This is a genomic window from Oikeobacillus pervagus (assembly GCF_030813365.1).
GTDB classification, from domain to species: Bacteria; Bacillota; Bacilli; order Bacillales; family DSM-23947; genus Oikeobacillus; species Oikeobacillus pervagus.
Window position 1 is genome coordinate 1 of record NZ_JAUSUC010000010.1, and the last position, 26,546, is coordinate 26,546.

At 37.5% G+C, this 26,546-nt stretch carries 22 protein-coding genes and 1 other annotated feature; of the genes, 17 read left to right on the forward strand and 5 right to left on the reverse strand.

Features of this window, described 5'->3' with window-relative positions; genetic code table 11:
• Positions 1 to 399: 399 nt before the first annotated feature.
• Complete coding sequence (locus J2S13_RS05430; protein ID WP_307256697.1) at positions 400 to 1,230, forward strand: aldo/keto reductase; 831 nt, start codon at positions 400 to 402, stop codon at positions 1,228 to 1,230.
• Between the two features lie 255 nt (positions 1,231 to 1,485).
• Positions 1,486 to 2,100: an NAD(P)H:quinone oxidoreductase gene (gene wrbA / locus J2S13_RS05435; RefSeq protein WP_307256698.1), complete on the forward strand. Its 615-nt coding sequence runs from the start codon at positions 1,486 to 1,488 to the stop codon at positions 2,098 to 2,100.
• A gap of 61 nt (positions 2,101 to 2,161) precedes the next feature.
• Here wrbA and J2S13_RS05440 read toward each other — a convergent pair whose 3' ends face one another.
• The gene (locus tag J2S13_RS05440) at positions 2,162 to 3,067 is read right to left on the reverse strand and encodes an RluA family pseudouridine synthase (RefSeq protein WP_307256699.1); all 906 of its coding nucleotides are present in this window, start codon (positions 3,065 to 3,067) and stop codon (positions 2,162 to 2,164) included.
• A gap of 117 nt (positions 3,068 to 3,184) precedes the next feature.
• On the opposite strand from J2S13_RS05440, the gene J2S13_RS05445 reads away from it, so the two are divergent.
• Entirely contained in the window at positions 3,185 to 3,589 is a 405-nt protein-coding gene (locus tag J2S13_RS05445) for a DUF5365 family protein (protein WP_307256700.1), read from the forward strand.
• Positions 3,590 to 3,896: 307 nt separating this feature from the next.
• Positions 3,897 to 5,633: a phospho-sugar mutase gene (locus J2S13_RS05450; protein WP_307256701.1), complete on the forward strand. Its 1,737-nt coding sequence runs from the start codon at positions 3,897 to 3,899 to the stop codon at positions 5,631 to 5,633.
• 301 nt (positions 5,634 to 5,934) lie between these two features.
• Here J2S13_RS05450 and J2S13_RS05455 read toward each other — a convergent pair whose 3' ends face one another.
• A complete protein-coding gene (locus J2S13_RS05455; protein WP_307256702.1) occupies positions 5,935 to 6,189 on the reverse strand; it encodes a YhdB family protein in 255 nt (84 codons plus the stop codon).
• A 123-nt stretch (positions 6,190 to 6,312) separates the two neighbouring features.
• Here J2S13_RS05455 and J2S13_RS05460 point away from each other — a divergent pair, with 123 nt between their 5' ends.
• Both J2S13_RS05460 and J2S13_RS05465 read left to right on the forward strand, forming a co-directional pair.
• The gene (locus tag J2S13_RS05460; RefSeq protein WP_307256703.1) at positions 6,313 to 7,299 is read left to right on the forward strand and encodes a M14 family zinc carboxypeptidase; all 987 of its coding nucleotides are present in this window, start codon (positions 6,313 to 6,315) and stop codon (positions 7,297 to 7,299) included.
• 95 nt (positions 7,300 to 7,394) lie between these two features.
• The gene (locus tag J2S13_RS05465) at positions 7,395 to 8,813 is read left to right on the forward strand and encodes a SpoVR family protein (RefSeq protein WP_307256704.1); all 1,419 of its coding nucleotides are present in this window, start codon (positions 7,395 to 7,397) and stop codon (positions 8,811 to 8,813) included.
• A gap of 127 nt (positions 8,814 to 8,940) precedes the next feature.
• Here J2S13_RS05465 and J2S13_RS05470 read toward each other — a convergent pair whose 3' ends face one another.
• The 3 genes from J2S13_RS05470 to J2S13_RS05480 all read right to left on the reverse strand — a co-directional run bounded on the left by J2S13_RS05470 (position 8,941) and on the right by J2S13_RS05480 (position 11,555).
• Complete coding sequence (locus J2S13_RS05470; RefSeq protein WP_307256705.1) at positions 8,941 to 9,750, reverse strand: EcsC family protein; 810 nt, start codon at positions 9,748 to 9,750, stop codon at positions 8,941 to 8,943.
• A 364-nt stretch (positions 9,751 to 10,114) separates the two neighbouring features.
• Positions 10,115 to 10,435 carry a helix-turn-helix domain-containing protein gene (locus J2S13_RS05475; protein WP_307256706.1) on the reverse strand — a complete coding sequence of 107 codons (321 nt, stop codon included), beginning with the start codon at positions 10,433 to 10,435 and terminating at the stop codon, positions 10,115 to 10,117.
• Between the two features lie 811 nt (positions 10,436 to 11,246).
• Positions 11,247 to 11,555: an ArsR/SmtB family transcription factor gene (locus J2S13_RS05480; protein ID WP_307256707.1), complete on the reverse strand. Its 309-nt coding sequence runs from the start codon at positions 11,553 to 11,555 to the stop codon at positions 11,247 to 11,249.
• A gap of 200 nt (positions 11,556 to 11,755) precedes the next feature.
• On the opposite strand from J2S13_RS05480, the gene J2S13_RS05485 reads away from it, so the two are divergent.
• The 11 genes from J2S13_RS05485 to leuD all read left to right on the forward strand — a co-directional run bounded on the left by J2S13_RS05485 (position 11,756) and on the right by leuD (position 26,326).
• On the forward strand, positions 11,756 to 12,994 hold the full coding sequence (locus tag J2S13_RS05485) for a dicarboxylate/amino acid:cation symporter (protein ID WP_307256708.1): 1,239 nt from the start codon (positions 11,756 to 11,758) through the stop codon (positions 12,992 to 12,994).
• 420 nt (positions 12,995 to 13,414) lie between these two features.
• Positions 13,415 to 13,597: a twin-arginine translocase TatA/TatE family subunit gene (locus tag J2S13_RS05490; protein WP_307256709.1), complete on the forward strand. Its 183-nt coding sequence runs from the start codon at positions 13,415 to 13,417 to the stop codon at positions 13,595 to 13,597.
• A 137-nt stretch (positions 13,598 to 13,734) separates the two neighbouring features.
• Complete coding sequence (locus J2S13_RS05495) at positions 13,735 to 15,684, forward strand: transglycosylase domain-containing protein (protein ID WP_307256710.1); 1,950 nt, start codon at positions 13,735 to 13,737, stop codon at positions 15,682 to 15,684.
• 446 nt (positions 15,685 to 16,130) lie between these two features.
• Complete coding sequence (gene ilvD / locus J2S13_RS05500) at positions 16,131 to 17,798, forward strand: dihydroxy-acid dehydratase (RefSeq protein WP_307256711.1); 1,668 nt, start codon at positions 16,131 to 16,133, stop codon at positions 17,796 to 17,798.
• Positions 17,799 to 17,802: 4 nt separating this feature from the next.
• Positions 17,803 to 18,053 (forward strand) — a binding site (T-box leader).
• 217 nt (positions 18,054 to 18,270) lie between these two features.
• Positions 18,271 to 19,986, forward strand: a complete 1,716-nt coding sequence (gene ilvB / locus J2S13_RS05505) for an acetolactate synthase large subunit (protein WP_307256712.1) — start codon at positions 18,271 to 18,273, stop codon at positions 19,984 to 19,986.
• Positions 19,983 to 20,501: an acetolactate synthase small subunit gene (gene ilvN / locus J2S13_RS05510; protein ID WP_307256713.1), complete on the forward strand. Its 519-nt coding sequence runs from the start codon at positions 19,983 to 19,985 to the stop codon at positions 20,499 to 20,501. The genes ilvB and ilvN overlap by 4 nt, the downstream gene beginning before the upstream one ends.
• Before the next feature lie 24 nt (positions 20,502 to 20,525).
• A complete protein-coding gene (ilvC, locus tag J2S13_RS05515; RefSeq protein WP_307256714.1) occupies positions 20,526 to 21,551 on the forward strand; it encodes a ketol-acid reductoisomerase in 1,026 nt (341 codons plus the stop codon).
• On the forward strand, positions 21,538 to 23,070 hold the full coding sequence (locus tag J2S13_RS05520; RefSeq protein ID WP_307256715.1) for a 2-isopropylmalate synthase: 1,533 nt from the start codon (positions 21,538 to 21,540) through the stop codon (positions 23,068 to 23,070). The genes ilvC and J2S13_RS05520 overlap by 14 nt, the downstream gene beginning before the upstream one ends.
• 21 nt (positions 23,071 to 23,091) lie before the next feature.
• Complete coding sequence (gene leuB, locus J2S13_RS05525) at positions 23,092 to 24,201, forward strand: 3-isopropylmalate dehydrogenase (RefSeq protein WP_307256716.1); 1,110 nt, start codon at positions 23,092 to 23,094, stop codon at positions 24,199 to 24,201.
• Positions 24,202 to 24,298: 97 nt separating this feature from the next.
• On the forward strand, positions 24,299 to 25,711 hold the full coding sequence (gene leuC / locus J2S13_RS05530) for a 3-isopropylmalate dehydratase large subunit (RefSeq protein WP_307256717.1): 1,413 nt from the start codon (positions 24,299 to 24,301) through the stop codon (positions 25,709 to 25,711).
• Between the two features lie 12 nt (positions 25,712 to 25,723).
• Positions 25,724 to 26,326 (forward strand): 3-isopropylmalate dehydratase small subunit, encoded by a 603-nt coding sequence (gene leuD, locus J2S13_RS05535; protein WP_307256718.1) that lies wholly within the window; start codon positions 25,724 to 25,726, stop codon positions 26,324 to 26,326.
• Positions 26,327 to 26,546 lie beyond the last annotated feature (220 nt).

Consider the following 26,546-nt stretch of genomic DNA (forward strand, 5'->3'; position numbering starts at 1 on the left):
ATCGTCTAGCGTATTTCTCCGTCTTTTCCCTACGATAAGTCAACATCAGCTCGCAAAATCCCCTCGCTGTGTTTCCTTTATCTCAGTCAAAGACTGCGAAATCCGTACGACGATGAACAAGGCGCTTCCGCATTTGATCGTCCAGCTCCAGCGCCTATCGTCTAGCGTATTTCTCCGTCTTTTCCCTACGATAAGTCAACATCAGCTCGCAAAATCCCCTCGCTGTGTTTCCTTTATCTCAGTCAAAGACTACGAAATCCGTACGACGATGAACGAGTCGCTTCCGCATTTGTTAGTATTGATCTAATGAGTCTGTTCATTCGCTTTTCTGTTAGAAAGTCGATAGAATAAAGAAAATGATCTCTTTAAATCACTAGTTAGAAAAGGAGGAAATAGAAGGTGGTCGGACATTTACAAGATCGATATGAACTGCATAATGGTGTGAAAATTCCTTATGTCGGTTTGGGAGTTTATAAAATGGAGGATAAGGAAGAGGCCGTTGGAGCAGTTAAAACCGCGCTTGAAACTGGTTATCGGTCCATTGATACAGCACAGTTTTATCAAAATGAAGATTGTGTCGGAAAGGCAGTGGCAGAGTTAGGGATTCCACGCGAGGAAATTTTTATTACATCAAAAGTTTGGAATAGTGATCAAGGATATGATTCCACTTTGCGGGCTTTTGAGCATTCTTTGAATGAATTAAAACAAGATTACATAGATTTATATTTAATTCATTGGCCAATAAAAGTAAAATACAAGGAGACATGGAAAGCACTTGAAAGATTATATCGTGAGGGGGTTGTGAAAGCTATAGGGGTAAGTAACTTTCAAATTCATCACCTTGAAGACTTAATGTCAACAAGCAATGAGAAACCAGTCATCAATCAAGTAGAGCTTCATCCATATTTAAGTCAGAAACCATTACGTGAGTTTTGCAAACAGCACCAAATTGCCGTAGAGGCCTGGTCACCGATTGCACGGGGAAGAATATTAGAAGACCCAGTGTTAGCAGAGATGGGTAAAAAATATGGAAAGACGACTGCACAAATTATTTTAAGATGGCATCTTCAAAATAATGTGGTGATCATTCCGAAATCAGTTCATGCAAATCGAATTAAGGAAAATGCCCAATTATTTGATTTTGAATTACAAGCTACCGATGTGGAAGTGATCCATTCATTAAATAAAGATCAACGGTTTGGAAAAGACCCTGATTATTTCAACCTTTAGAAGGGGGCAATAGATGTCCCGTAACCTAGGAAACGGTATACGTATACGGGACTATCTTTCTTTAAAGACAGGAAATGAGGATGAAAATCAATTTTATTGACAAATGATGAAAGTATGAATATGATTATCTTGAGTTCGAGATATATTTTTTTGAAATCATATATCTCAAATTCGAGATATAAAAACCTTTCGAGTAAGTTTATTCTTTGATGGGTATCATGTTTTAAGAAAACAAATTTAAAGGAGAGTATTTTTATGTCAAACGATGTAAAATTAGCGATTATTTATTATAGTTCAACAGGTACGAACTACCAAATGGCAAAATGGGCTGAAGCTTCCGCGAAAGAGGCTGGTGCAGATGTCCGTGTTTTAAAAGTAGAAGAACTTGCACCAATGGCAGCCATTGAAAGTAACCCAGCCTGGAAAAAGCATTATGAAGAAACAAAAGAGGTCCCTACCGTTACTTTAGAAGATTTAGACTGGGCAGATGCATATATTTTCAGTATGCCAACAAGATTTGGAAATGTTCCATCTCAATTAAAACAATTTATTGATACAACGGGTGGTCTTTGGTCACAAGGGAAGCTGACAAACAAAGTAGTTAGTGCGATGGTGTCAGCGGGAAATCCAAATGGTGGTCAAGAACAAACATTACAATCTTTCTATACAACGATGATGCATTGGGGTGCGATTATTGCGAACCCTGGTTATACAGATCCTTCCATTTACGCTGCAGGGGGTAACCCATATGGAACAAGTGTGACTGTTAGCCAAGATGGTAAAATCGTTAATGATGCTGAAGGTGCTGTAAAACATCAAGCGAAAAGAACCGTACAAATTGCTAGTTGGATTAAAAAGGGACAACAATAATTCAAAAAAAGACCAGTTCACCGCACTAAAAAGGTGACTGGTCTTTTTTCATCCACTTCCTCTATTTCTGAAATTCAGAAAATATTTCATCGAGAAATGGAGCCTGACATTTCATATTTTTTTCTGTAAAGGGATGAAACCATTCAATTTTGCGAGCATGTAGTGCTGGTCTTGGAAAGATTGGTTTTCCTCCGTATAATTGATCCCCAGCAAGTGGATGGTGGATATAGCTTAAATGAACCCGAATTTGATGGGTTCTCCCCGTATCAAGGGTACATTCTAAAAGAGATAAATTCTTTATAGAATCTGTTTTAATGACTCTATAATGAGTAATGGCCTTCTGTCCTGTCTTCGATACACGTCTCCTAGTTGGGTGATGGCGATCCCGTCCAATAGGCTCTTCAATCATTCCGTGAGTTTTTTTGAATGGGCCATGTACAATCGCCCAATAGGTTCTTTTGATATCGCGTTTCTCTAACATGGAAGAAAGGAGCGAATAAGCTAAGGGATGTTTCGCGAACAAGACGGCTCCCGAAGTATTCTCATCTAAACGATGGACATGCCGGATAAAGCAATGTTCCCCTTTTTTCTGTAAATGAAAAATAACAGCCTGTAATAAAGTTTGTCGATCTCTTTGATCATTTGGGTGAGTTTTCATTCCTGCAGGTTTATTGGCGATTAACATATGTTCATCTTCATATAATATTTCAACTTCCCGCTTATAAGGTTGAAATTCAAAAGGGGTTTCTTGAAATAATGGCAACTGAATGCGATCCCCTTTGACTAACTTAGTCCTCCAGTGAACGACTTTATCATTGAGCATCACGGATTTTTTCATACGCCATTCATGCATCCATTTTTTTGGAACTTTCCACCTCGTTTTTAATACGTCCTCCAATGTTTCACCTTCCCAATGTGATGGGCAAATGACTTCAAATAAATGTTTTTTTCTTAATGTTTTTATCATAATGAACGATCTCACATCTCCTTCATGATGGCGATAATTACCACACGCACTCTTTATCTTCGTATGTTATCCTAGTTACAAACAATGCTTACTGTAGGAAAAAAGGTGGTCTTCCAAGTGAAAGTAATATTTGCTTCAACTCATGAGCAAGAAGAAATAATTCAAGAGCTTATCGAACAAATATATAGTGAAGTGTTTCCTCGTTTTTTTAATAACGAAGAAATCCAATACTTTCATGAGCTTCAAGTATTACATACAACAACTCGACATTTTGAATACTTTGGAACATTGAGTGAAGCTTATCAAGTTATCACAAGCTTACAAACGATTATATCTATTTTAGAAAATAAAAAAAATAAGCGTGTTTCCTCTTACTACGAAGAAATATTTAATAAAAACGTAGATACATTACAATATTTTGGCCTTTTCTTTCCGTTTTCCATTCAGCAATTTTCATCAAAGAAGGTTGATATAGAAGAGTTGAGTATGTTTACGAAAGCGGCCAATGAACTCCTCGTATAATAAATCCAATCTGAAGAAAAACTCCCTCGGATTCTTTCCTAAGGGGAGTTTTTTGTGTTTATTTAGTTTTTCTTTTTGTTTTTCATACGCTTCCCCGCAAATTCCATTTTCTCCTCAAATTATAATGTTTTTTTATAAGTAAATGTTTGAACGTTTAAGTGATATATTATTTTTTTAATGAGAGGTTTCGCTGATAGAACTATTCATTATATGGTAAACTGGATTCACTACATAATGTTCGTTTTACATACATATTTTTACGAATGATATCGAAATAAACGAGAGGAAAAGCTAGGAGGAATGACCATTGTCTTGGAAAAAAGCATATACTCGTTGGAATGAGTGTAAAGATTTAGATCCTGAAATGAGGAAATTACTTTCAACTATGAAAGAGCAGGATTTGGAAGAAGCTTTTTTGAAAAATCTAGAATTTGGGACTGGTGGAATGAGAGGGGAAATTGGTGCCGGAATCAATCGGATTAATCTATATACGATTCGAAAAGCATCCAAAGGATTAGCCAATTATATTGCCGGGTTCGGGGAAGAAGCGAAAAGACGTGGAGTTGTGATCGCCTATGATTCCCGACATAAGTCACCACAATTTGCGATGGAAGCCGCCAGAACATTAGCAACAGAGGGGATTCAAACTTATGTATTCAATGAACTTCGACCAACTCCCGAATTGTCTTTTGCCTTAAGATACTTACATGCTTTTGCAGGAATTGTCATTACTGCAAGCCATAACCCTGCAGAATATAACGGGTATAAAGTATACGGGGAAGACGGGGCGCAGTTGCCACCTAAGATTGCCGATCTCGTTATATCGAAAGTGAATGAAATTGAAAATGAACTAGAAATTCATGTGAAAGAAGAAGATCATTTAAGAAGTGCTGGGTTGATCCAAATGATCGGAGAAGAAATTGATCAAACTTATCTAAAGAAAATTGTGAGCATCTCTGAAAAACCGCAATTATCAAAAGAAGTAGATGTGAAAATTGTCTATTCGCCATTACATGGGACTGGAAATTGGCCAGTTCGTAAAGCGTTAAAGGCACTGGGATATGAGAAGGTGATCGTTGTAAAGGAGCAGGAAAAACCAGATCCTAATTTTTCAACAGTTGTCTATCCGAATCCTGAGGAAAAAGCCGCTTTTGAATTAGCCGTTCAATACGGCAAAAATCATGATGCGGATATACTACTGGCTACCGATCCAGATGCAGACAGACTTGGAATTGCAGTGAAAAATGCAATGGGAGAATATACATTGCTAACTGGAAATCAAATAGGAGTTCTTCTCCTTCATTACCTATTAGCAAGAAAACAAGAAAAAGGCCAACTTCCTGAAAATGGACGAGTTTTCAAAACGATTGTTACATCGGAACTCGGAAGAAAAGTAGCAGAATCCTACGGTATTTCAACAGAAGATGTGCTAACAGGGTTTAAATTTATTGGGGAAAAGATTGAGCAATATCGTCAATCAGGTGAATATCAATTTTTATTTGGATATGAGGAAAGCTATGGATATTTAATAGCTGATTTTGCACGTGATAAAGATGCTGTACAAGCGGCGATTTTGATCGTTGAAGCCTGTGCCTTTTACAAGAAACAAGGAAAGTCTCTTTATGATGCTTTACAAGATGTATATGAAAAATTTGGTTATTATCGTGAGGGCCTTGTTTCCTTAACATTAAAAGGATTAGAAGGGACAAAGCAAATTCAAACGATTCTTTCAAGCTTAAGAAAAACACCCCCTAAAGAGATTCATCATGTAAAAGTGAAAATGATAGAAGATTACCTAACCGGTGAAAAAACAAATGTAACCGAAGGCGCGAAGGAAGTTTTATCCTTACCAAAATCGAATGTATTAAAATATTTTCTTGAAGATGGTTCATGGGTATGTATTCGTCCTTCTGGAACTGAACCTAAAATGAAGTTTTACTTTGGTATTATTGGGGAAAGTCTAGAACATAGCGAAGAAAAAATCACGCAATTAAAAGAAAGCTTCATGGAAAACATCCATCATATATTGGAAATGGATCAATAAGAAAACCGATACAACAAGAAATGCATCGAAAGAAAGAGTGGAGTGCTGAAAAGTCAAATAGCCATTGTAACGGGAGCTTCCCGAGGAAAAAGGAAATTGCTAAACAACTGGCAGAAAAAGGGGCCGATGTCATAGTAGTTGATAGTTCAGAGGGAATTTTCCAAACGGAAAACAATCGGCTTCGTAAGTTTCTTCATTCATCCAATTCCATAATGTAAAGGTTAAAGAAAAACTCCCTGAGAATCCCAGGGAGTTTTTTGATTGGTGGAATTCTTATTAAAAGCTCGTAGCCCAGCCATTATTATGAGTAAAGAAATTCCTCTTCTTCAGGTGGATGAATACTATAGGTTGTATTCGCATGTTCGAGATAGTGAAGCAATGCATATAAATGTTGCTCGATGGCAGAATAATCATGAGAAAAGTGATACATGTGTAAAAAATGCTCGATTTTTTTTGATAAAAAATCATCATGTGTTCGTACCATCAAGATCAGAAGATTATCCCATTCAGATCGATGTGTATAGTAAAGTGCACGATCATAATCCATTTTGTCCAAGTGGTTTCCCTCCTTTAAAAGGAGTTGTTTATATTTTGGCTGTATTCTTCTAAAACTTCCGCTGTAAATGTTGGGCATCTTGTCAAACAGTAATTCAAGTCAAGAATGAATAAGGAGGAAGTCATGAAAAGAAAGGCAATCTGTATGATCATTCTATTCCTTATGAGTTTAAATCCAGATAAGAGTATGGCAAATTTCATCCAAACACAGAGTGTCTATTCGTATGACCAGCTTACGACTGATTTATCCTATCTGCAAAAAACATATCCTCTTGAAATTCAATCCATTGGACAGAGTCATTTTGGCAGGGAAATTTGGGCGGTTAAATTGGGAAAAGGCAAGGAAAACATTTTATTCGTCGGCTCGCATCATGGGAGGGAATGGCTTACAACAAATAGCTTGATGAAAATGATGGAGGAGTATAGTTTATTTTACCGCAATGGTCAGAAGTATAAGGGAATGTCATCAAGAGAATTATTTGATGAAGTAGCGATCTGGTTTGTACCGATGTTAAACCCTGATGGTGTGATGATTGCTCAACAGGGGTTATCGTCTGTTCCGAAACAGCAGAGGACCTCCATTTTTGAAATGAATTTAGCTTCTTTAGATTTTAGAAAATGGAAGGCGAATGGTGTAGGAGTGGATTTAAATCGGCAATATCCCGCTGGATGGTCAAAACAAAAAAGTGATGTTAATCAACCATTTTATCAATTTTATAAAGGGAAGAGGCCATTAGAAGCAAAAGAAGTGCAGCATTTAACCCTATTTATTTCAAGGATTGATCCAAAAATTGTGGTGTCCTTCCACACTTCAGGTCAAGAAATTTTTTGGCATTATAAAAATGGAGAAAATACACAAAGGGATTATGATATAGCCCAAAAATTATCGGAACTAACTGCGTATTCACTAAGCAGTCCTGTTAAATATGCACGGGGTGGAGGGTTAACAGATTGGATCATTACCACGAGAAAGATACCTGCCTTTACAATCGAAATGTGTCCACTTGTTGAAGAAACCACTCCACCGCTTACATGCTTAAAGGAAGAATGGAAAAGAATACGATTTATAGGTTTTTTACTGGCAAGAGAGGCCATCTCCCTTAAAGAATGATTTCATAGAATATATTTTTAGGCCATTCTATTCGCCCCTCATGATTTCTCTTTTTAAATCATACATTATGATATGAGAAAAAAGGGGGAGAGCGAATGAAACAAGAGGACCGGAAAGCTTTGCACCATGCTATAGAAGAGATTACCGAAATTGCCTCTGGATTTGGGCTTGATTTTTACCCGATGCGGTATGAAATATGTCCAGCAGAAATTATATACACATTCGGCGCTTATGGGATGCCTACAAGGTTTTCTCACTGGAGCTTTGGGAAACAGTTTTTTAAAATGAAGATTCATTATGACCTTGGATTAAGTAAAATATATGAATTAGTGATTAATTCGAATCCATGTTATGCCTTTCTTTTAAATACCAATTCATTAATTCAAAATAAATTAATCGTTGCCCATGTATTGGCGCATTGCGATTTCTTTAAAAATAATGTCCGTTTTCAAAATACAAAACGTGACATGGTAGAAAGCATGGCTGCCACCGCCGAGAGAATACGGGAATATGAAATTCAGTACGGAAAGCAAGAAGTCGAATCGTTTATTGATGCAGTATTGGCGATTGAAGAACATATTGACCCTTCATTGATGAGATCGAAGCTATCTTGGACAGATGATGATATTGAACAATGGGAAGAAGAGGTAAAGCCAGCCCCAACTCCATATGATGACCTTTGGAACTTAGATAAGGAAAAGGACACAACCCCACAACCTCGTAAGAAAGTAAGAAAATTTCCTCCTCATCCTGAAAAAGATATCGTATTATTTATTGAACAATACAGTCGGGAACTGGAAGATTGGCAGCGCGATATTATGACGATGATTCGTGAAGAAATGTTATACTTTTGGCCCCAACTTGAGACGAAAATTATGAACGAGGGCTGGGCATCATATTGGCATCAACGAATTATCCGTGAATTAAATTTATCTTCGGGAGAAGCGATAGAATTTGCTAAATTAAATGCAGGGGTTGTTCAACCATCACGTACAAGTATTAATCCATATTATTTAGGGGTTAAAATATTTGAAGATATTGAGGAACGATATAATAACCCAACAGAGGAAATGATCAAACGAGGGGTGAAACCAGGATCAGGACGTGAAAAAATGTTTGAAGTGAGGGAAATTGAATCAGATATTTCCTTTTTACGCAATTATTTAACGAAAGATCTTGTGACAAGGGAAGATATGTATTTATTCCAAAAACAAGGCCGGGATTACAAAATTGTCGATAAAGACTGGAAAGAAGTGCGGGATCAATTAGTTGGCATGAGAGTGAATGGCGGATTTCCGTATATTACAGTAAATGATGGAGATTATTTGAGAAATGGTGAATTATATTTAAAGCATTGGTATGAGGGCGTCGAATTAGATCTTAAATATTTAGAGAAAGTGCTTCCTTATGTTTATCAGCTTTGGGGAAGAAACGTACATTTGGAGACATTTGTTGAAGAGCGGTCCATGTTGTTTACTTATAATGGAAAAAGCGTTCAGAGAAAATACTTGTAATATTGAAAAATGAGGTACCGGTCCCTCTTCAAACTAGTGTATATTAGCGAGTGGGGGACCGATATTTTTCTGGAATAACGATTTTAGAAATGGTCTGTCCGTAAAAGATTTTCTATAGCATTAGTCATTATGATGTTTGAAGCTCCTTCAGTCTTTTCATAATTCTACGTTTCCGATAAAGCATAATTCCTGCCTCAGATAGGTCTTGAATCATAGCGCGATTTGTGAATGCTCCAAAAATCATTCCAGCTATTGGAACCATTTGTAATAATTTTTTCCATCCAAATTGATCCCGGTATGTGTATACAACTTCACGCCATCCTTGTAATTGTGAAAGCATTTCTTTTTGCTGCGTCCCACCCTTATAATAAGTGGATAATTCATTTAAAATCGCTTTTTTACCTACCACATCTGCAGTTGAGAATTGCAAGCATTTCACAATAAATATACGTTCTTTCCTTTCATTAGGATCAAATCCATATGTGACAGCGATTTCCTGTAAAGTTTTCAAGGAGACACCTAATAAAAGAGGAATGTCAATGGCTAAAGTAAAGATCCCGCCAATCCCCGTTGTTGCCCCTTGTACAGTCGCAAAGTCCTTTCTGTTTTTTTCTAATTCCTCACTTACTTCGTTCATTAGATCGATAGGAAGGTTTTCGATATCTGATAGATGTTCAATCATTAGGTCCGGAAGCCTTTTTTGTAGCTTTTTAAAGATCATTTCTTTCCGAGTTAAATATTTGCCACCATTTTGAATGAAATTCCCTAATTCATCTAATAAGAGACCCACTTTATTTTGAATGAATTGCGGGGTAAATTTATCGAGCAACTTGAATGGGATTCGTCCTAATCGTTCCCAAAACCAAACCTTTTTTTGCTCTTTCTCCCATTTTTCTATTTCGAGTAAATCATTTTGTAACCTTTCGATCGTTTCCATGAAGTACACTCACTTTCCTAAAGTTTCTCGGTTTGTATACGAATTTTGGATTTTAAAAGTTTCATCCTATAATACGATGTGCAAATGTAAAGAAAAAATATGAAAGTGGTCCTGCTTCATAAGAAGGGACATACTACACCTAACTGAAGTAAAAACCCGGAAGATGACGATAATTAGCAGTTTACGCTAGAGGAGAACAGATAGGATCATAGTAGGGGATGTATGATAAATGATAGAAAGAAATGATTACTATTGGAAAGAAAGAACCATGACTTATTAAGTGCTCATTTGTATCTCAATTTCAAATGAAAAAGAGGGATGGGAACAATTGGATAAAAAATAAGGCCACTGTAATTAGTGAACCTTAATGTTTTTTCAATTTCCATTTATTAAACTCAATAAACTGGCGAAATTCTTCTTTTGATATCCCTGAACTCATTGCCTCCTGGGCAAGTTTCTTCCACTCAGGATCTAATTTCTCTTTACTAATTTGCTCATGCAAGATAGATTCGAGGGAAACATCAAGGGCAGAAGAAATTTTCTCGAGAAATTGTATAGACGGATTGGATTGCAAATTGCGTTCCAGTGAACTTAAATATGATTTTGCAACCCCTGCTTTTTCAGCTAGTTCCGATAATGAAATTTTTTTCTCAAGTCTTAACTTTTTTACGCGTTCACCTATCAATAAAGACCCCTCACTTTCATAGCAACTTCATTCTATTTATAACAAGTATTTATGATCAAGAGATGAGAATATAAAAACGTTTATCCCGCTTTAACGGGCAGTAAAACCCCCACCTCAAAATGATTTAGAAAGAAAGAAGATAGGTGAAGGATGCCTCTAAAAGGCTCGATAAGTTCAACTAATATTCAGTGGGGGATGAAGACCCCCCAGTGATGAAGTTTCACTTTATAGTTTGAGTCATTATTTACCCCATTAAGAATATTTTAAACATAGAAAATAAAAAAACCAATAGTTTATGTTGGGTATAATGTCATCTATTTCAAAAGAGAAAATACTTTGGACACAATATGGTGATTCAGTATAATGATGTAAAAAGTAATGTCAATTCCTTGATAGGAATCTATATCGGGTAAAATAGGACCATTTTAATCAAATACTTGCTAGTATTCTGTTCATTCTGGCATAGTAGGAATATTTACACGGACTATCACATTGGAAATCAGTAGCTATTAGAAGTGATTTCCATTATTAAGCCTTTAAAAGAGAAAGAGAACAAATAAGTCTTAAGTCATTAGGTAAATAGTTGGTGTATTCTATCTAATTATACCAAATAATTTAAAAGAATGTAGGGTAGAAAAAGAAATCATATTAGTTGTCGTTTGTATGAAGGGGATGAGCGTGAAGTTCGGGGGGCTTACTTGAAGCGACTTATAAAAACCTTGGATGCTCCAATGAAAGAAGATGAAATCGATTGGGGGAAACTTTAATCGAAGAACGGACAGACTAATTGTCTGTCCGTTCTTTTGGAGCATTAATGATGTTTCGCATGTTCGATCCCTTGTTGAAGAAGATCAATAACATGTTCATCATCATGGGAATAATAAAAAGTGGTACCCTCACGACGATATTTAACGAGCCGTAAGTTCTTTAAGAAACGTAGTTGATGAGAAACGGTCGATTGCAAGAGCGAAAGACTTTCGGCAATATCATTGACGGAATGTTCGCCAGTTAGAAGTAAATTTAATATGCGTAATCGCGTCGGATCCGATAATGCCTTGAATGTTTGCGACACGATGAATAATGTCTCTTCGTCTAAATCGTTAAACTTCTTTTCAGACATTTTACATCACCTTTTTGTTCTATCATATCAAAGGATTGAACATCCTTGCTAGTAAGTACAAAAATAATTCATCCATTAAATAATTTTGAATTTTCGTAATTTTCCTAAATGAAATTTTACTTTGCTTTTTTTATTCACTATCATTTATGATATTATAGTGTCTGTTTTCATTAAAGAACATGTAAAAAGGGGAAATGCGAATGAAACTAACATCCAAGATTATTATTGCATTATTAGCTGGTGCAGTTGTAGGGTTAGTAATGAATCTTTTCTGGTCAAATACATTTGAAATAGTAGATCCGTATTTTTTTACTCCTCTAGGTAAAATATTCCTCAACTTAATCAGTATGCTCGTAGTTCCAATCGTATTTCTTTCTATTGTATTGGGAGCAGCTGGACTCGGAGATCCGAAAAAATTAGGAAGAATCGGTTTGAAAACGGTTTCGTATTTTTTAATTACAACTGCTATAGCTATTACACTAGGTATTTTGTTGGCCATTATTATTAAACCGGGATTAGCAGGGGATTTTGATACTAGTCATTTAGAGTTTAGTGCAGAAGAAGCACCACCTGTTGGAGAGACTCTTCTGAACATCATACCTAAAAATCCACTTGATGCAATGACACAAGGGAATATGCTGCAAATTATTACATTCGCCATTTTTATTGGACTAGCCTTAACGGCGCTTGGTGAAAAAACAAAAGGCATTTTAAACCTTGTGGAACAAGGAAATGAAATCATGATGTACCTCGTTTCTCTCGTCATGAAATTTGCTCCATATGGAACATTTGGTTTAATTGCCTCTGCCATTGGAAATCAAGGATGGAGCGCGATAAAAGCGATGAGTGTTTATATGATCGTTGTATTACTTGCGTTATTTATTCATGCTTTGATTACGTATGGGGGAACTATTTTATTTTTGGCGAAAAAAAATCCTATATGGTTTTTCAAAAATTTCTGGCCCGCAATGGGGGTTGGATTCAGTACATCCAGTAGTAATGCCACCTTACCAATTTCAATGGAAACAGCACAAAAGAGATTAAAAGTCCCTGAATCTATTAGTTCGTTCGTTCAACCTTTAGGGGCGACAATTAATATGGATGGAACGGCCATTATGCAAGGGGTTGCTACTGTTTTCATCGCCCAAGTATATGCACAAGATTTAACGATGGCAGAGTTGACGACCGTCGTCCTAACAGCTGTTCTTGCTAGTGTAGGGACGGCAGGTGTCCCGGGTGTGGGATTAATTTTGTTAGCAATGGTACTTAGTAGTGTAGGTTTACCTGTAGAGGGAATCGGATTGATTCTAGGGATCGACCGAATTCTGGATATGACTCGGACAGCTATCAATATTTCTGGTGATGCAGCATGTGCAGTATATGTTGCTGAAACGGAGAAAAGACGTGCAATTAAAATGCAGAAAAATTCAATTCAATAGATGAATAAAGTGTGTCATTTGTTGACACACTTTTTATCGTTTCGAAAATATAGAGAGAAACTTCATGCCCTACTGAATAGTTGACCTTATCGGATCTTTAGGGGTAGTGATCCTCCACCTATCTTTTTTGTTTCCAAATCATTTTGAGGTGGAGGTTTTACTGCCCGTTAAGGCGGGATAAAATTTAACTGTGGATCCCCCTTTAAAAATATTGTCCATCTTCAGCCTCAGCGCCGATGAACAGGCGCTTCTGCATTTGTTCTCGATTCTTTTCAAAAGTGGATGGGAGTGGATTCGATTGAATTTCCCCTTCATTTTTATTTTCATTTACTTTAAATTATTATATACTAAAGTGAAAAATGAATTCTAACCCATGGTCAAATAGAAAGAAGACTATAAAGTAAAAAGGAGATGCCCATCATGAATTTAGGTTTTGGCGAGGTTGCAATCATTATCATTGTCGCATTATTGCTTTTTGGACCTACAAAACTTCCTCAACTAGGAAAAGCGGCTGGTCAAACGCTTCATGAATTTAAAAGAGGCATGAAAGGTGTACTCGAAGAGGACGAGGTAGAGAAAAAGAAAGAAAAAACCCAATCATAACAATGCCTAAATATAGAAATCCCGGACTTTATCTGGGGTTTTTTTATACGGATGGATTATAATAGGGTGATTAGGGAAGTGAACAGGAAAATGAATTATTCCCCAATTTTTTATAGTAGGAGGAACTAGTTTAAGTTATGGGTATGTTCCAAGACTTTATGAAGAATACGTGGAGAAAGTTTCATATTACACAAATATTGATTCTATTCATCTCCATATTATTTCTTCTATTACTGGGATTTATCGTCTATTTTATGAAATCAGCAGATGTTGAATCATTAAAAAGGGGATTATCTCAATCAACGATCATTTATGATAAAGATGGAGATGTTGCGAGTAAGCTATCAGTGAACCGCTCCGAAAGTGTTCCCATTAACAAAATGCCAGAACATCTACAGAATGCCGTAATATCCATTGAAGATCATCGATTTTTTGAACATAATGGATTTGATTTAAAAGGGATGGGACGAGCATTTTTCAAAAACTTTGTATCAGGAGGAGTAGTTCAAGGGGGTAGTACGATTACCCAACAGTTAACAAAAAATGCGATGTTATCAGCAGAAAAAACATATAAACGGAAATTTGAAGAACTATTTTTAGCGATTGAAATAGAAAAGGTATATAAGAAAAAAGAAATTCTAGAAATGTATTTGAACACGATTTATTTTGGCGAAGGTGCATGGGGTGTTCAAAATGCTTCAAAAAAATATTTTGGAAAAGATGTTGAAGATCTTACTTTGAGTGAGTCTGCGTTGATTGCGGGGATTATTAAAGCCCCTTCTTCTATCAATCCATATGAAAACCTAAAGAAGTCTGTCCAGCGGCGAAATGTAGTTTTGCAGCAAATGAATAAATATGGGTTTATTTCTGCAGAAGAAGCTGAACAAGCAAAAAATGCTTCTGTACACTTATCTGACAAAAGTGGGGATCCACTTAAAGGGAAATACGCGCATTATTCTGATTCAGTCATTAATGAGGCGATCGAGCGCTACGGTTTAACACAGGATGAACTGCTTACAAAAGGATATGAAATTTATACAGAAATGGACCAAAATATTCAAGCTGGTCTAGAGAAAGTGTATAAGAAAGAATGGCTTTTCCCAACGACAGCGGATGGAAAGGAAGTTCAAAGTGGGGCCGTTTTATTAAACCCAAAAACAGGTGGTGTAACAGGGATTCTTGGTAGACGAGGAGAACATGTATTCAGAGGATTTAATTATGCTACTCAATTAAGAAGATCACCTGGATCAACTATTAAGCCATTAGTGGTTTATACTCCTGCACTTGAAGAGGGGTATAAGCCAACATCAAAATTAACGGATGAAAAAATAGAATTTGGGGATTATGCTCCGACAAACTATGACGGGGTATATCGTGGAAAAGTTCCTATGCATACAGCGTTAGAGAAGTCTCTTAATATCCCTGCTGTTTGGTTATTAGACGAAATTGGCTTGAATAAAGGGCTTGATGCACTTGAACGATTTGGAATCCCGTTAGTAAAAGAGGATGATAATTTAAGTATTGCATTAGGTGGAATGTATAAAGGGGTTGCCCCAGTTCATATTGCAGAGGCTTATTCGACTTTTGCAAATGATGGTGTGCGAACTGAAAGCCATTTTATCCGTAAAATCATCGGGCCGAACGGCGAAGTGAAAGCCAAATGGAATCCAAAGGAAATAAAGGTGACGACCCCTGAGGTATCAGATCAAATGACGTCTATGTTACTTTCTGTGGTGGAAAGAGGAACAGGAAGAAACACAAAAATGAAAGGTTATGATATTGCAGGTAAAACAGGGTCAACGCAGTCGCTAGAAGAGGAAAGTAATGGAACGAGAGATCAGTGGTTTGTTGGCTATACCCCTGATGTTGTCGGCACAGTATGGCTAGGAGCTGAAGGAAAGGGACAATATTTAACCATCGATAGTTCACAAGGCACTGTCCCTATTTTTAGAGAGATCATGGAGGAAGTATTGCCACACACTGGAAATACTTCATTTGATGTAGAGCCGATTAAAGAAAAAAAGAAAGTAGAAAAAAAGAAAGACTGGAAAGATAAACTGAGAGATAAATGGAATGATCTTTTTTAAAATGATGAAACCACCGCTTAGTGCTCGGCACAAAGCGGTGGTTTTTTAGGCTCTTTCATCTCCCTTTTTCCATTTAAAAAAGCGCCGAAACCTAATTAACCCTTCACATCAAAGTAAGGTTGATTCTCTAATACATGAAGAAAAAAGGATTAGGACTCGTCATAATTCGATTTTTGGTCAAACTTTTTTATTCTTGTGAAAAGATGATAAGAACAACTATGAAAGCGATTGCAAATTGAGAAACTACTCAAAATAGTCAAAAAATTTACAAAAAAGGTGTTGACCAAAATGAAAATCGGCAGTATTATTGTCCTCAATATAATTTAAATTTTCAGATTAAAAGAAATGCTTGGAAAAGATTAAATAACAGTCCAGTTTTTTGAATCGGAAAAAGAATTTTTTTAAATTGCCCGAATTGCAGGTTAATTTTCTGGAGGAGATACAAGATGCGAAGTGACATGATAAAGAAAGGAATTGACCGTGCCCCACACCGAAGTTTGCTTTATGCAGCGGGTGTGAAAACAGAGGATTTACACAAACCATTTATTGGGGTTTGTAACTCATATATAGACATTATTCCAGGTCATGTCCACTTGAAAGAATTTGCAGAAGTGGTGAAGGAAGCGATACGAGAAGCAGGAGGAGTTCCTTTCGAATTTAATACGATTGGTGTAGATGATGGGATTGCGATGGGACATATTGGAATGAGGTATTCATTGCCAAGTCGGGAACTCATTGCTGACTCTGCAGAGACGGTCATAAATGCTCATTGGTTTGATGGAGTATTTTATATTCCAAACTGTGACAAAATAACACCCGGAATGTTAATGTCAGCTGTTCGGACGAATGTTCCTTCTGTTTTCGTCTCAGGTGGGCCAATGGAAGGTGGAAAGACGAAAGAAGGTAAACCATTATCATTAGTCTCCGTATTTGAAGGAGTTGGGGCTCATTTATCTGGAAGAATGTCAGCAGATGAGCTTCTAGAAATAGAATCTAATGCCTGTCCAACATGTGGATCCTGTTCAGGAATGTTCACAGCTAATTCAATGAACTCGTTAATGGAAATGCTCGGAATGACACCTCCTGGAAATGCAACGATTGTGGCGACATCCAAAGATCGCCATCAATTAATTAAAGAAGCTGTCAATCATCTTATGAATTCGATTGAAAGTGGCTTGAAACCAAGAGATATTATAACGGAGGATGCGATTGACGATGCCTTTGCGCTAGATATGGCGATGGGTGGTTCAACAAATACAGTCCTTCATACATTAGCGATTGCGAATGAAGCTGAAATTGAGTACGATCTAAAAAGGATTAATGAGGTGGCAAAACGAGTTCCTTATTTAGCGAAAATTAGCCCAGCATCCAATTATACAATGCAGGATGTGCATGAGGCTGGCGGAATTAGTGCCATTATTAAAGAACTTTGTGAAGTAGATGGAGCCATCCATAAAGACAGAATTACAATCACGGGAAAATCAGTCTATGAAAATGTGAAAGACGCTAAGATTAGCAATGAGCAAGTAATTAGACGAAAAGAAAATCCTTATAGTCCAGTTGGCGGGTTATCCATTTTACATGGTAATATTGCTCCTGATGGCGGAGTAATCAAGGTAGGAGCGGTTGACCCTTCCATTAAGACATTCAAAGGCGAAGCGATCGTATTTGATTCACAAGAAGCAGCTCAACAGGGGATCGATGATGGTACTGTTCACGAAGGGCATGTTGTAGTTATTCGTTACGAAGGACCAAAAGGTGGTCCAGGGATGCCGGAAATGTTAGCTCCAACAGCCGCAATTGCTGGAAGGGGATTAGACAAAAAAGTCGCTCTCATGACAGATGGGAGATTTTCAGGGGCATCACGAGGGATTTCTATCGGCCATATATCTCCTGAAGCGGCAGAAGGTGGTCCAATCGCATTCGTGGAAAATGGAGATATCATATCAATTGATTTAGTGAATAGAACGATTAATCACTTAATTTCTGACGAAGAATTACAAGAACGTAAGAAAAATTGGATTCAACCAGAACCAAAAATTAAAAAAGGTTATTTAGCAAGATATTCAAAATTAGTCACTTCCGCAAGTACGGGAGGCATCATGAAAATTTAATCAACAAAAATCGTTGACGAGGCAAAAGGTATAGGATCTTGTATTCACAGAGAGCCGGTTGGTGCTGAGAGCCGGTAATACACCCTATAACGACATCCCCTCTGAGTGCTAATCTGAACGGAAACTATTAGGATTAGTCGAGTTCTATACTCGTTATCAAAAGAACAATTGTTTCAATTGTTCATAAGGTGGTATTTGTGAAAATACCATAAATCAGGGTGGTACCGTGAAAAGAAAGGCCTTTTCACCCCTGCGTTTACAGGATTAGTAGGCGTAGGGGGGAATGGGCTTTTTTCTATATATTTCAACATGATAGAGGATTTGCCTATTTCTAAGAAGCGAGTCATTTAGTTTTAGGGGAACGCCAAATCACTATAAACGACGGGGCGTGGTTGCAAGTTCAAAAAGAGAGTGAATGCAACTTTTGTCGTTTGAAAATTAACATAATTTAAAAAATTTGGAGGGAGTATGAATGAAGGCAAAAGTAAACGCGGAAGCAGAACCATTGATCAATAAGATGAGTGGGGCCGAGATCTTTATCGAAGCTTTAAAACGAGAAAATGTCGAAGTTCTGTTTGGATATCCAGGTGGTGCTGTGTTACCAATTTATGATGCTTTATATCGAAATCCAATTCGTCATATTCTTGCTAGACATGAACAAGGTGCAATTCATGCTGCTGAGGGGTATGCAAGAGTGACAGGGAAACCAGGGGTAGTCATTGCTACATCTGGACCGGGGGCAACGAATTTAGTAACAGGTATCACAGACGCTATGATGGATTCCTTACCGCTAGTTGTTTTCACAGGCCAAGTCGCAACAAATGTCATTGGTTCAGATGCATTCCAAGAAGCAGATGTAATTGGAGTGACAATGCCTATTACAAAACATAATTATCAAGTCCGAGACTTGAATGAACTACCAAGAATCGTGAAAGAGGCATTTCATATCGCCACAACTGGGAGACCTGGACCTGTATTAATAGATATACCGAAAGATGTTTCAACAGTTGGAGTCGTGCCTTCATTCGATACTAAAGTTGATTTACCTGGTTATCAACCAACTTTAGTTCCTAATATTTTACAAATAAAAAAATTAGCGGATGTGATCAGTGAAGCGAAGCAACCGATTATATTGGCTGGTGCAGGTGTTCTTCATGCGAAAGCTTCTGAGGAACTGTTAGCACTCGCTGAAAAACTTGAAATCCCTGTAGTGAATACTTTACTTGGACTCGGAAGCTTCCCAGCAAACCACTCATTATTTCTAGGAATGGGAGGAATGCATGGAACATATACCGCAAATATGGCGATGTATGAATGTGATCTACTCATTAATTTTGGCGCACGTTTTGATGACCGATTAACAGGGAAATTAAGTGATTTTGCTCCTTCGGCAACGGTAGCTCATATCGATATTGACCCTGCCGAAATTGGGAAAAATATAGAAACGCAAATTCCAATTGTTGGGGACGCAAAAGAAGCTTTAACTAGATTGATTGCTGAATGTAATAATCCACCTGAAGCAGGTGAATGGAGAAATCACTTAAAACAGTATCAACAGGAATTTCCACTTTGGTCTTCTGATGACGAAGAAGGGATCTCCCCACAACGCCTCATTGAAATGGTTCATAAACATACAAGCGGAAAAGCCATTGTATCGACGGATGTAGGTCAACATCAAATGTGGGCAGCTCAATACTATGGCTTTACTGAACCAAATCGTTGGATCACATCTGGAGGCCTAGGAACAATGGGATTTGGATTCCCAGCCGCAATAGGTGCTCAACTAGCTGATCCAGATGCAACGGTTGTATCTATTGTAGGGGATGCTGGCTTCCAGATGACATTACAAGAACTTGCCTTGTTAACAGAATTAAATTTACCTGTAAAAGTAGTTATTTTAAATAATTTTGCTTTAGGCATGGTTAGACAATGGCAAGAAAAGTTCTTTGAGGAGAGATACTCCGAGTCATTAATGCCGGTTCAACCTGATTTTGTCAAATTAGCTGAATCCTATGGAATTCGTGGATTCCGAGCGGATACAGAAGAAGAGGCGAATCGTATTTTAAAAGAAACATTAAATGACCGCTCTCCTGTAGTTATCGACTTTCGCATAAAGCCAAAAGAAAAAGTCTTTCCGATGATAGCTCCAGGAAAGGGACTACATGAAATGATTGGGGTGAGACCATGAGAAGAATTGTAACTGCAACGGTCTTGAATGAAAGTGGTGTTCTGAATCGAGTCACAAGTTTATTCACACGTCGTCAATTTAATATTGAGAGTATTTCAGTAGGACATTCTGAAACTGAGGGTATTTCTAAAATGACATTTGTTGTCAATGTAGAAGATGATCGTCAAGTGGAACAGTTAACCAAACAACTTAATAAACAAATTGGTGTATTAAAAGTTACGGATATCACTGACCAGGCGATTGTTGCTAGAGAATTAGCCCTTATTAAAGTGGTAAGTAATGCGCAAACTCGTTCTGAAATTAATGGAGTGGTTGACCCATTCCGAGCATCGATTATTGATGTATCAAAAGACAGCATCACCGTCCAAGTAACGGGTGATTCAAACAAAGTAGAAGCGATTATCGACTTGCTTCGACCATATGGCATTAAAGAAATTGCCAGAACAGGTGTTACAGCATTCCCAAGGGGATCACAAAAAACAGTAACTGAATTTAAACAAATTTCAATCTTATAAAAAATCTATTGGAGGATGAAAAAGATGGTAAAAGTATATTATAACGGAGATATTAATGAAGCAGTTTTAACAAATAAAAAGGTTGCAATCGTAGGATATGGTTCTCAAGGTCATGCTCATGCTCAAAACCTTCGTGATAGTGGTTATGAAGTAGTCATTGGTCTTCGACAAGGAAAGTCTTGGACACAAGCAGTGCAAGATGGATTTGAAGTAAAATCTGTACGTGAAGCAAGTGCAGATGCTGATGTGATTATGATCTTACTTCCAGATGAGTATCAACCACAAGTGTACAAAAACGAAATTGAGCCTGAATTATCAAGTGGGAAAGCTTTAGCATTTGCACACGGTTTTAATGTTCATTTCAACCAAGTGGTTCCGCCAAGTGATGTAGATGTTTTCCTTGTTGCACCAAAAGGCCCTGGACATTTAGTTCGCAGAACATATGAAGAAGGAGCCGGTGTTCCAGCGTTATTCGCGGTATACCAAGATGTAACAGGGAAAGCAAAAGATACAGCACTTGCTTATGCAAAAGGAATTGGTGCAGGTCGTGCAGGAATTTTAGAAACATCTTTCCAAGAAGAAACTGAAACGGATCTATTCGGTGAGCAAGCAGTCCTTTGTGGAGGAACAACAGCATTAGTAAAAGCTGGTTTTGAAACATTAGTAGAAGCAGGTTACCAACCAGAAGTTGCCTATTTTGAGTGTTTACATGAGTTAAAACTAATCGTTGACTTGATGTACGAAGGCGGTTTAGAAAACATGCGTTATTCTATTTCCGATACAGCACAATGGGGTGACTTCGTTTCAGGTCCACGTGTTGTGAATGCTGATACAAAACAACGTATGAAAGAAGTTTTAGAAGATATTCAAACAGGGAAATTTGCAAAAGGTTGGTTGTTAGAAAACCAACTAAATCGTCCAGAATTTAACGCTATTAACAACCGCGAAAATAAACATCAAATCGAAGTTGTAGGAAGAAAATTACGTGAAATGATGCCATTTGTAAAAAAACAATCGAAAAAGGAAGTGGCAGCTGGTGCGAAAAATTGACATATTTGACACGACGTTAAGAGATGGTGAACAATCAGCAGGGGTCAACTTAAATACTCTTGAAAAAATTGAGATCGCAAAACAACTTGAAAGATTAGGCGTAGATGTGATGGAAGCGGGCTTTCCTGCCGCTTCCAAAGGAGATCTAGAAGCTGTCAAATTGATCGCCAATACCATTAAAAATAGTTCCGTTACAGGTCTTGCAAGAGCAAATGAAAAAGATATTGATGCTGCTTGGGAAGCGTTAAAGGATTCAGCTGAACCCAGATTACATGTCTTTATTGCGACTTCAGCTATTCATATGAAATATAAATTGAAAATGACATCAGAGGAGGTAGTGGAACGGGCTGTTCATGCGGTGAAATATGCAAGAGAGAAGTTCCCAATCGTACAATTTTCAGCTGAAGATGCAAGCCGCTCTGATTTAAGTTTTCTTGCAAGAATAGTTTCAGCAGTTATTGAAGCGGGAGCAACGGTTGTGAATATTCCAGATACAGTCGGTTATAGTACACCAGCAGAGTATGGTGCAATCTTTAAATTCCTTAGAGAGAATGTTCCAAATATTGCTGGGGTTAAATTATCTTCCCACTGCCATGATGATCTTGGGATGGCTACAGCTAATACTTTAGCAGCCATCCAGAATGGGGCAGAACAAGTTGAGGGAACAATCAATGGAATTGGTGAGCGTGCCGGAAATGTTGCCTTGGAGGAAGTGGCAGTTGCCCTTCATATTCGCAACGATTACTATCAAGCATCATCACGGTTAAAATTGAGCGAATTTAAACGAACTAGTAATCTAGTAAGCAAATTATCTGGAATGATTGTCCCAGCAAATAAAGCCGTCATTGGCGAAAATGCGTTTGCACATGAATCTGGAATTCATCAAGATGGCGTATTAAAAGAAAAAACGACATATGAAATTATTACTCCAGAACTTGTTGGAGTGCAGTCAAACAAACTCGTGTTAGGAAAACATTCAGGACGACATGCATTTAAAAATCGTGCTTATGAATTAGGTTTTGAATTGTCAGAAGAGAAATTAAATGCAGCATTTGTCGTATTTAAAGATTTAGCAGATAAAAAGAAAGAAATTACAGACGAAGATTTGTTTGCGATCTTAACCGATAAGCAAACAGAATCAGATGAAAAATACGTTTTAAACAGTATTCAGGTTCAATACGGAACGGAAAATATTCCAACGGCAACGATTGCTGTTACGCTTCCTAATGGAATACAAGTATTAGAGGCGGCAACAGGTTCAGGAAGTGTTGAAGCTATTTATAATACGATTGAAAGAATTGTAGATGGTTCGGTCCAGCTTCTAGACTATAAAATCAATTCCGTTGGTGCTGGTCGAGATGCATTAGCTGATGTATATGTACGGGTTAGATTTGAAGATAAGGAAACGACTGGACGTGGAACAGCACAAGATGTGTTAGAGGCATCTGCTAGAGCTTATTTAAACGCAGTCAATAGAGTACATTCTTTAGGGAAGATAACAGAAAAGCAAAACGCGTAAAATTTAAATGGAGGGGTTCTTATGAAAAAGAAAATTGCGGTATTACCTGGAGATGGTATTGGGCGAGAAATAGCTAAGGGTGCAGTCGCAGTTTTAAAGGCTGTTGGAGAACGCTTCGGTCATGAATTCGAAATTGAATTTGCCGATATCGGAGGGGCTGCAATTGATCAACATCATACACCCCTACCAGATGAAACAACCGAAGCTTGTAAACGTAGTGATGCTGTATTATTAGGAGCGGTCGGTGGTCCTAAATGGGATCACCTTCCATCCCATATTCGCCCAGAACGTGGTTTATTAGCGATTCGAAAAGAATTACAATTATTTGCAAATCTTCGACCGATTATTACTTTTGAAAGCTTAGTTGAATCGTCACCTTTAAAAAGAGAAATTATTGAAGATGTTGATGTAATGATTGTTCGCGAATTAACAGGTGGATTATATTTTGGAAAACCATCAGAACGTCGAGGAGAGCATAATGAAGTAGTTATTGATACCCTTCATTATACTCGGGAAGAAATTGAGCGCATTGTGGAAAAAAGCTTTGAATTAGCAATGGTTAGAAATAAAAAATTAACATCTGTTGATAAAGCAAATGTATTGGAATCCAGCCGAATGTGGAGGGAAATTGTTCAAGAGAAAGCGAAGAACTATCCTGAAGTACAAGTAGAGCATATGTATGTAGATGCAGCAGCAATGAAATTAATTCATCAACCTAAAGATTTTGATGTCATGGTAACCGAAAATCTATTTGGAGATATTTTAAGTGATGAAGCTTCAATGATCACAGGATCATTAGGATTATTACCATCCGCGAGCTTACGTGCAGATGGATTTGGTTTATTCGAACCAGTCCATGGATCAGCTCCAGATATTGCTGGCCAAGATAAAGCAAATCCAATGGCGATGATTTTATCGGCTGCCATGATGTTAAAATACTCATTTAATATGCACAAGGAAGCTGAAGCGATTGAGCAAGCGATTAATGAAGTATTAAATGCAGGTTACCGCACGCCTGATATTCAGAACACAGGAACCCATGTAGTAGGTACGACGAAAATGATTGATTTAGTCGTTCATCGTGTAAGAGAAGATTCAGCAATTTCATCTATTATGGCTGTTTACATGTAAATTGATTGAATATTCCGTGAAATAGAAAATCATTCGGATCTTCCTCTACGGGAAGGTCCGAAACATTATTCTGAACTTAAAAAAAGGAGGGACATGAATGAATCCAAAAACTATTATCGAAAAAATTTGGGATAAACATGTTGTTCATAGAGAAGAAGGAAAACCAGATTTAATGTATATTGATCTTCATTTAATACATGAAGTGACATCCCCACAAGCATTTGAAGGACTACGCATTCATAATCGGAAAGTTCGACGTCCCGATTTGACGTATGCAACAATGGATCATAATGTACCAACCATTAATCGTCACATGATCAATGACCCTGTTTCTAAAACACAAATGGAAAAACTTTTAGAAAACTGCCGGGAATTCGGAATTGAATTAGCTGATATTCATCACCCAGACCAAGGAATTGTTCACGTAATTGGACCAGAACTTGGGCTTACCCAACCAGGAAAAACAATTGTTTGTGGAGATAGCCATACTTCTACTCATGGTGCATTTGGTGCACTTGCATTTGGAATTGGAACGAGTGAGGTAGAACACGTATTAGCAACACAAACGATATGGCAAAAACAACCGAAAACATTACAAATAAAAGTAAATGGAAGATTAGGCTTTGGTGTGACTGCAAAAGATTTAATTTTAGCGATTATTGCTAAGTTCGGAGTGAATGCAGGAACAGGATATATTATGGAATTTACTGGTGAAGCGATTCGTCATTTGTCCATGGAAGAACGAATGACTGTATGTAACATGTCAATCGAAGCTGGGGCAAGAGCGGGATTAATCAGCCCTGATGAAGTGACATTTAATTATTTGAAGGGACGTAAGCATGTTCCTAAAGGTGTAGAGTTTGAAAAGGCAGTAGAGTACTGGAAAACATTGGCGACGGATGAAGGGGCAGAATATGATAAAACCCTAGAAATTGACGGTGCTGAAATTGAACCTCAAGTCACTTGGGGAACAAATCCATCGATGGGAACTGGAATTAATGGTGTTGTACCAAGTCCAAATGACTTTGAGCGTGAAGCAGATAAGGAAGCAATCACAAGGGCATTAGAATATATGGAACTAGAGGAAGGCAAAAAAATAGAAGATATTCCAGTGGACTATGTATTTATTGGTTCCTGTACGAATTCTAGATTAAGTGATTTAAGGGCTGCAGCTGAAGTTGTTAAAGGAAGAAAAGTTCATAAACGAGTGAAAGCACTGATTGTACCAGGTTCGCAAACTGTGAAACAAGCTGCCGAAGAAGAAGGATTAGATCAAATCTTTATCGAAGCGGGATTTGAATGGAGAGAATCTGGTTGTAGTATGTGCTTAGCGATGAATGAAGATGTCGTACCAGCTGGAAAACGTTGTGCTTCCACATCGAACCGAAATTTTGAAGGCCGGCAAGGAAATGGGGCAAAAACCCATCTTGTCAGTCCGCCAATGGCAGCCGCAGCCGCAATAGCGGGTAAATTCACCGATGTACGAAAATTATCTGGAATTACTCAATAGGGGGTAGGATAAATGGAAGCCATTAATAAATTCAACGGGACGGTTTGCCCTCTTAATCGGGTAAATGTAGATACAGATCAAATTATTCCAAAGCAATTTTTAAAACGAATTGAAAGACAAGGATTTGGACAATTTCTATTTTACCATTGGAGATTTGATGACAATGGTGAGAAACGACATGATTTTATATTAAATGAAATGCAATACGAAAGTTCCTCTATTTTAGTAGCGGGTGAAAACTTCGGATGTGGTTCATCTCGTGAACATGCTCCATGGGCATTATTAGATTACGGATTCAAAGTGATCATTGCACCGAGTTTTGCGGATATTTTCTATAATAACTGTGTCAAAAATGGAATTTTAGCGATTAAATTAGAGGAAAAGACAGTTAATGAAATCATGCAGAACGCAGAGGATCCAGGGTATCGATTATTTGTTGATTTAAAAGAGCAATTCATTACAGATCGAAAAGGATTAATTGCGAATTTCGATATCGACCCATATTGGAAGGAAATGCTCCTTAATGGATGGGACGAAATCGCGGTCACATTAAAACTAGAAAAAGAAATTAAAACGTATGAAGAAACGAAACAAGGAGTATTAGCCATTTCCTAATGTTAATCTTCCAAAAGGGGATGTCTCAAAAGTCCATTTTAATATGAATTTTGCCCAAATTAAAAACCCAAGAATGTTGATATGACAGCATTCTTGGGTTTTGCATTTTACCGATTTAGGCTTAGAAAACTACTTTTCGGACAGCCCCTTTTTGTTCTCGTTGAGGAAACGCTGATGAGAAGGCGTTTGCACATTCATATTTTTCTCCTTTGACGGGTAG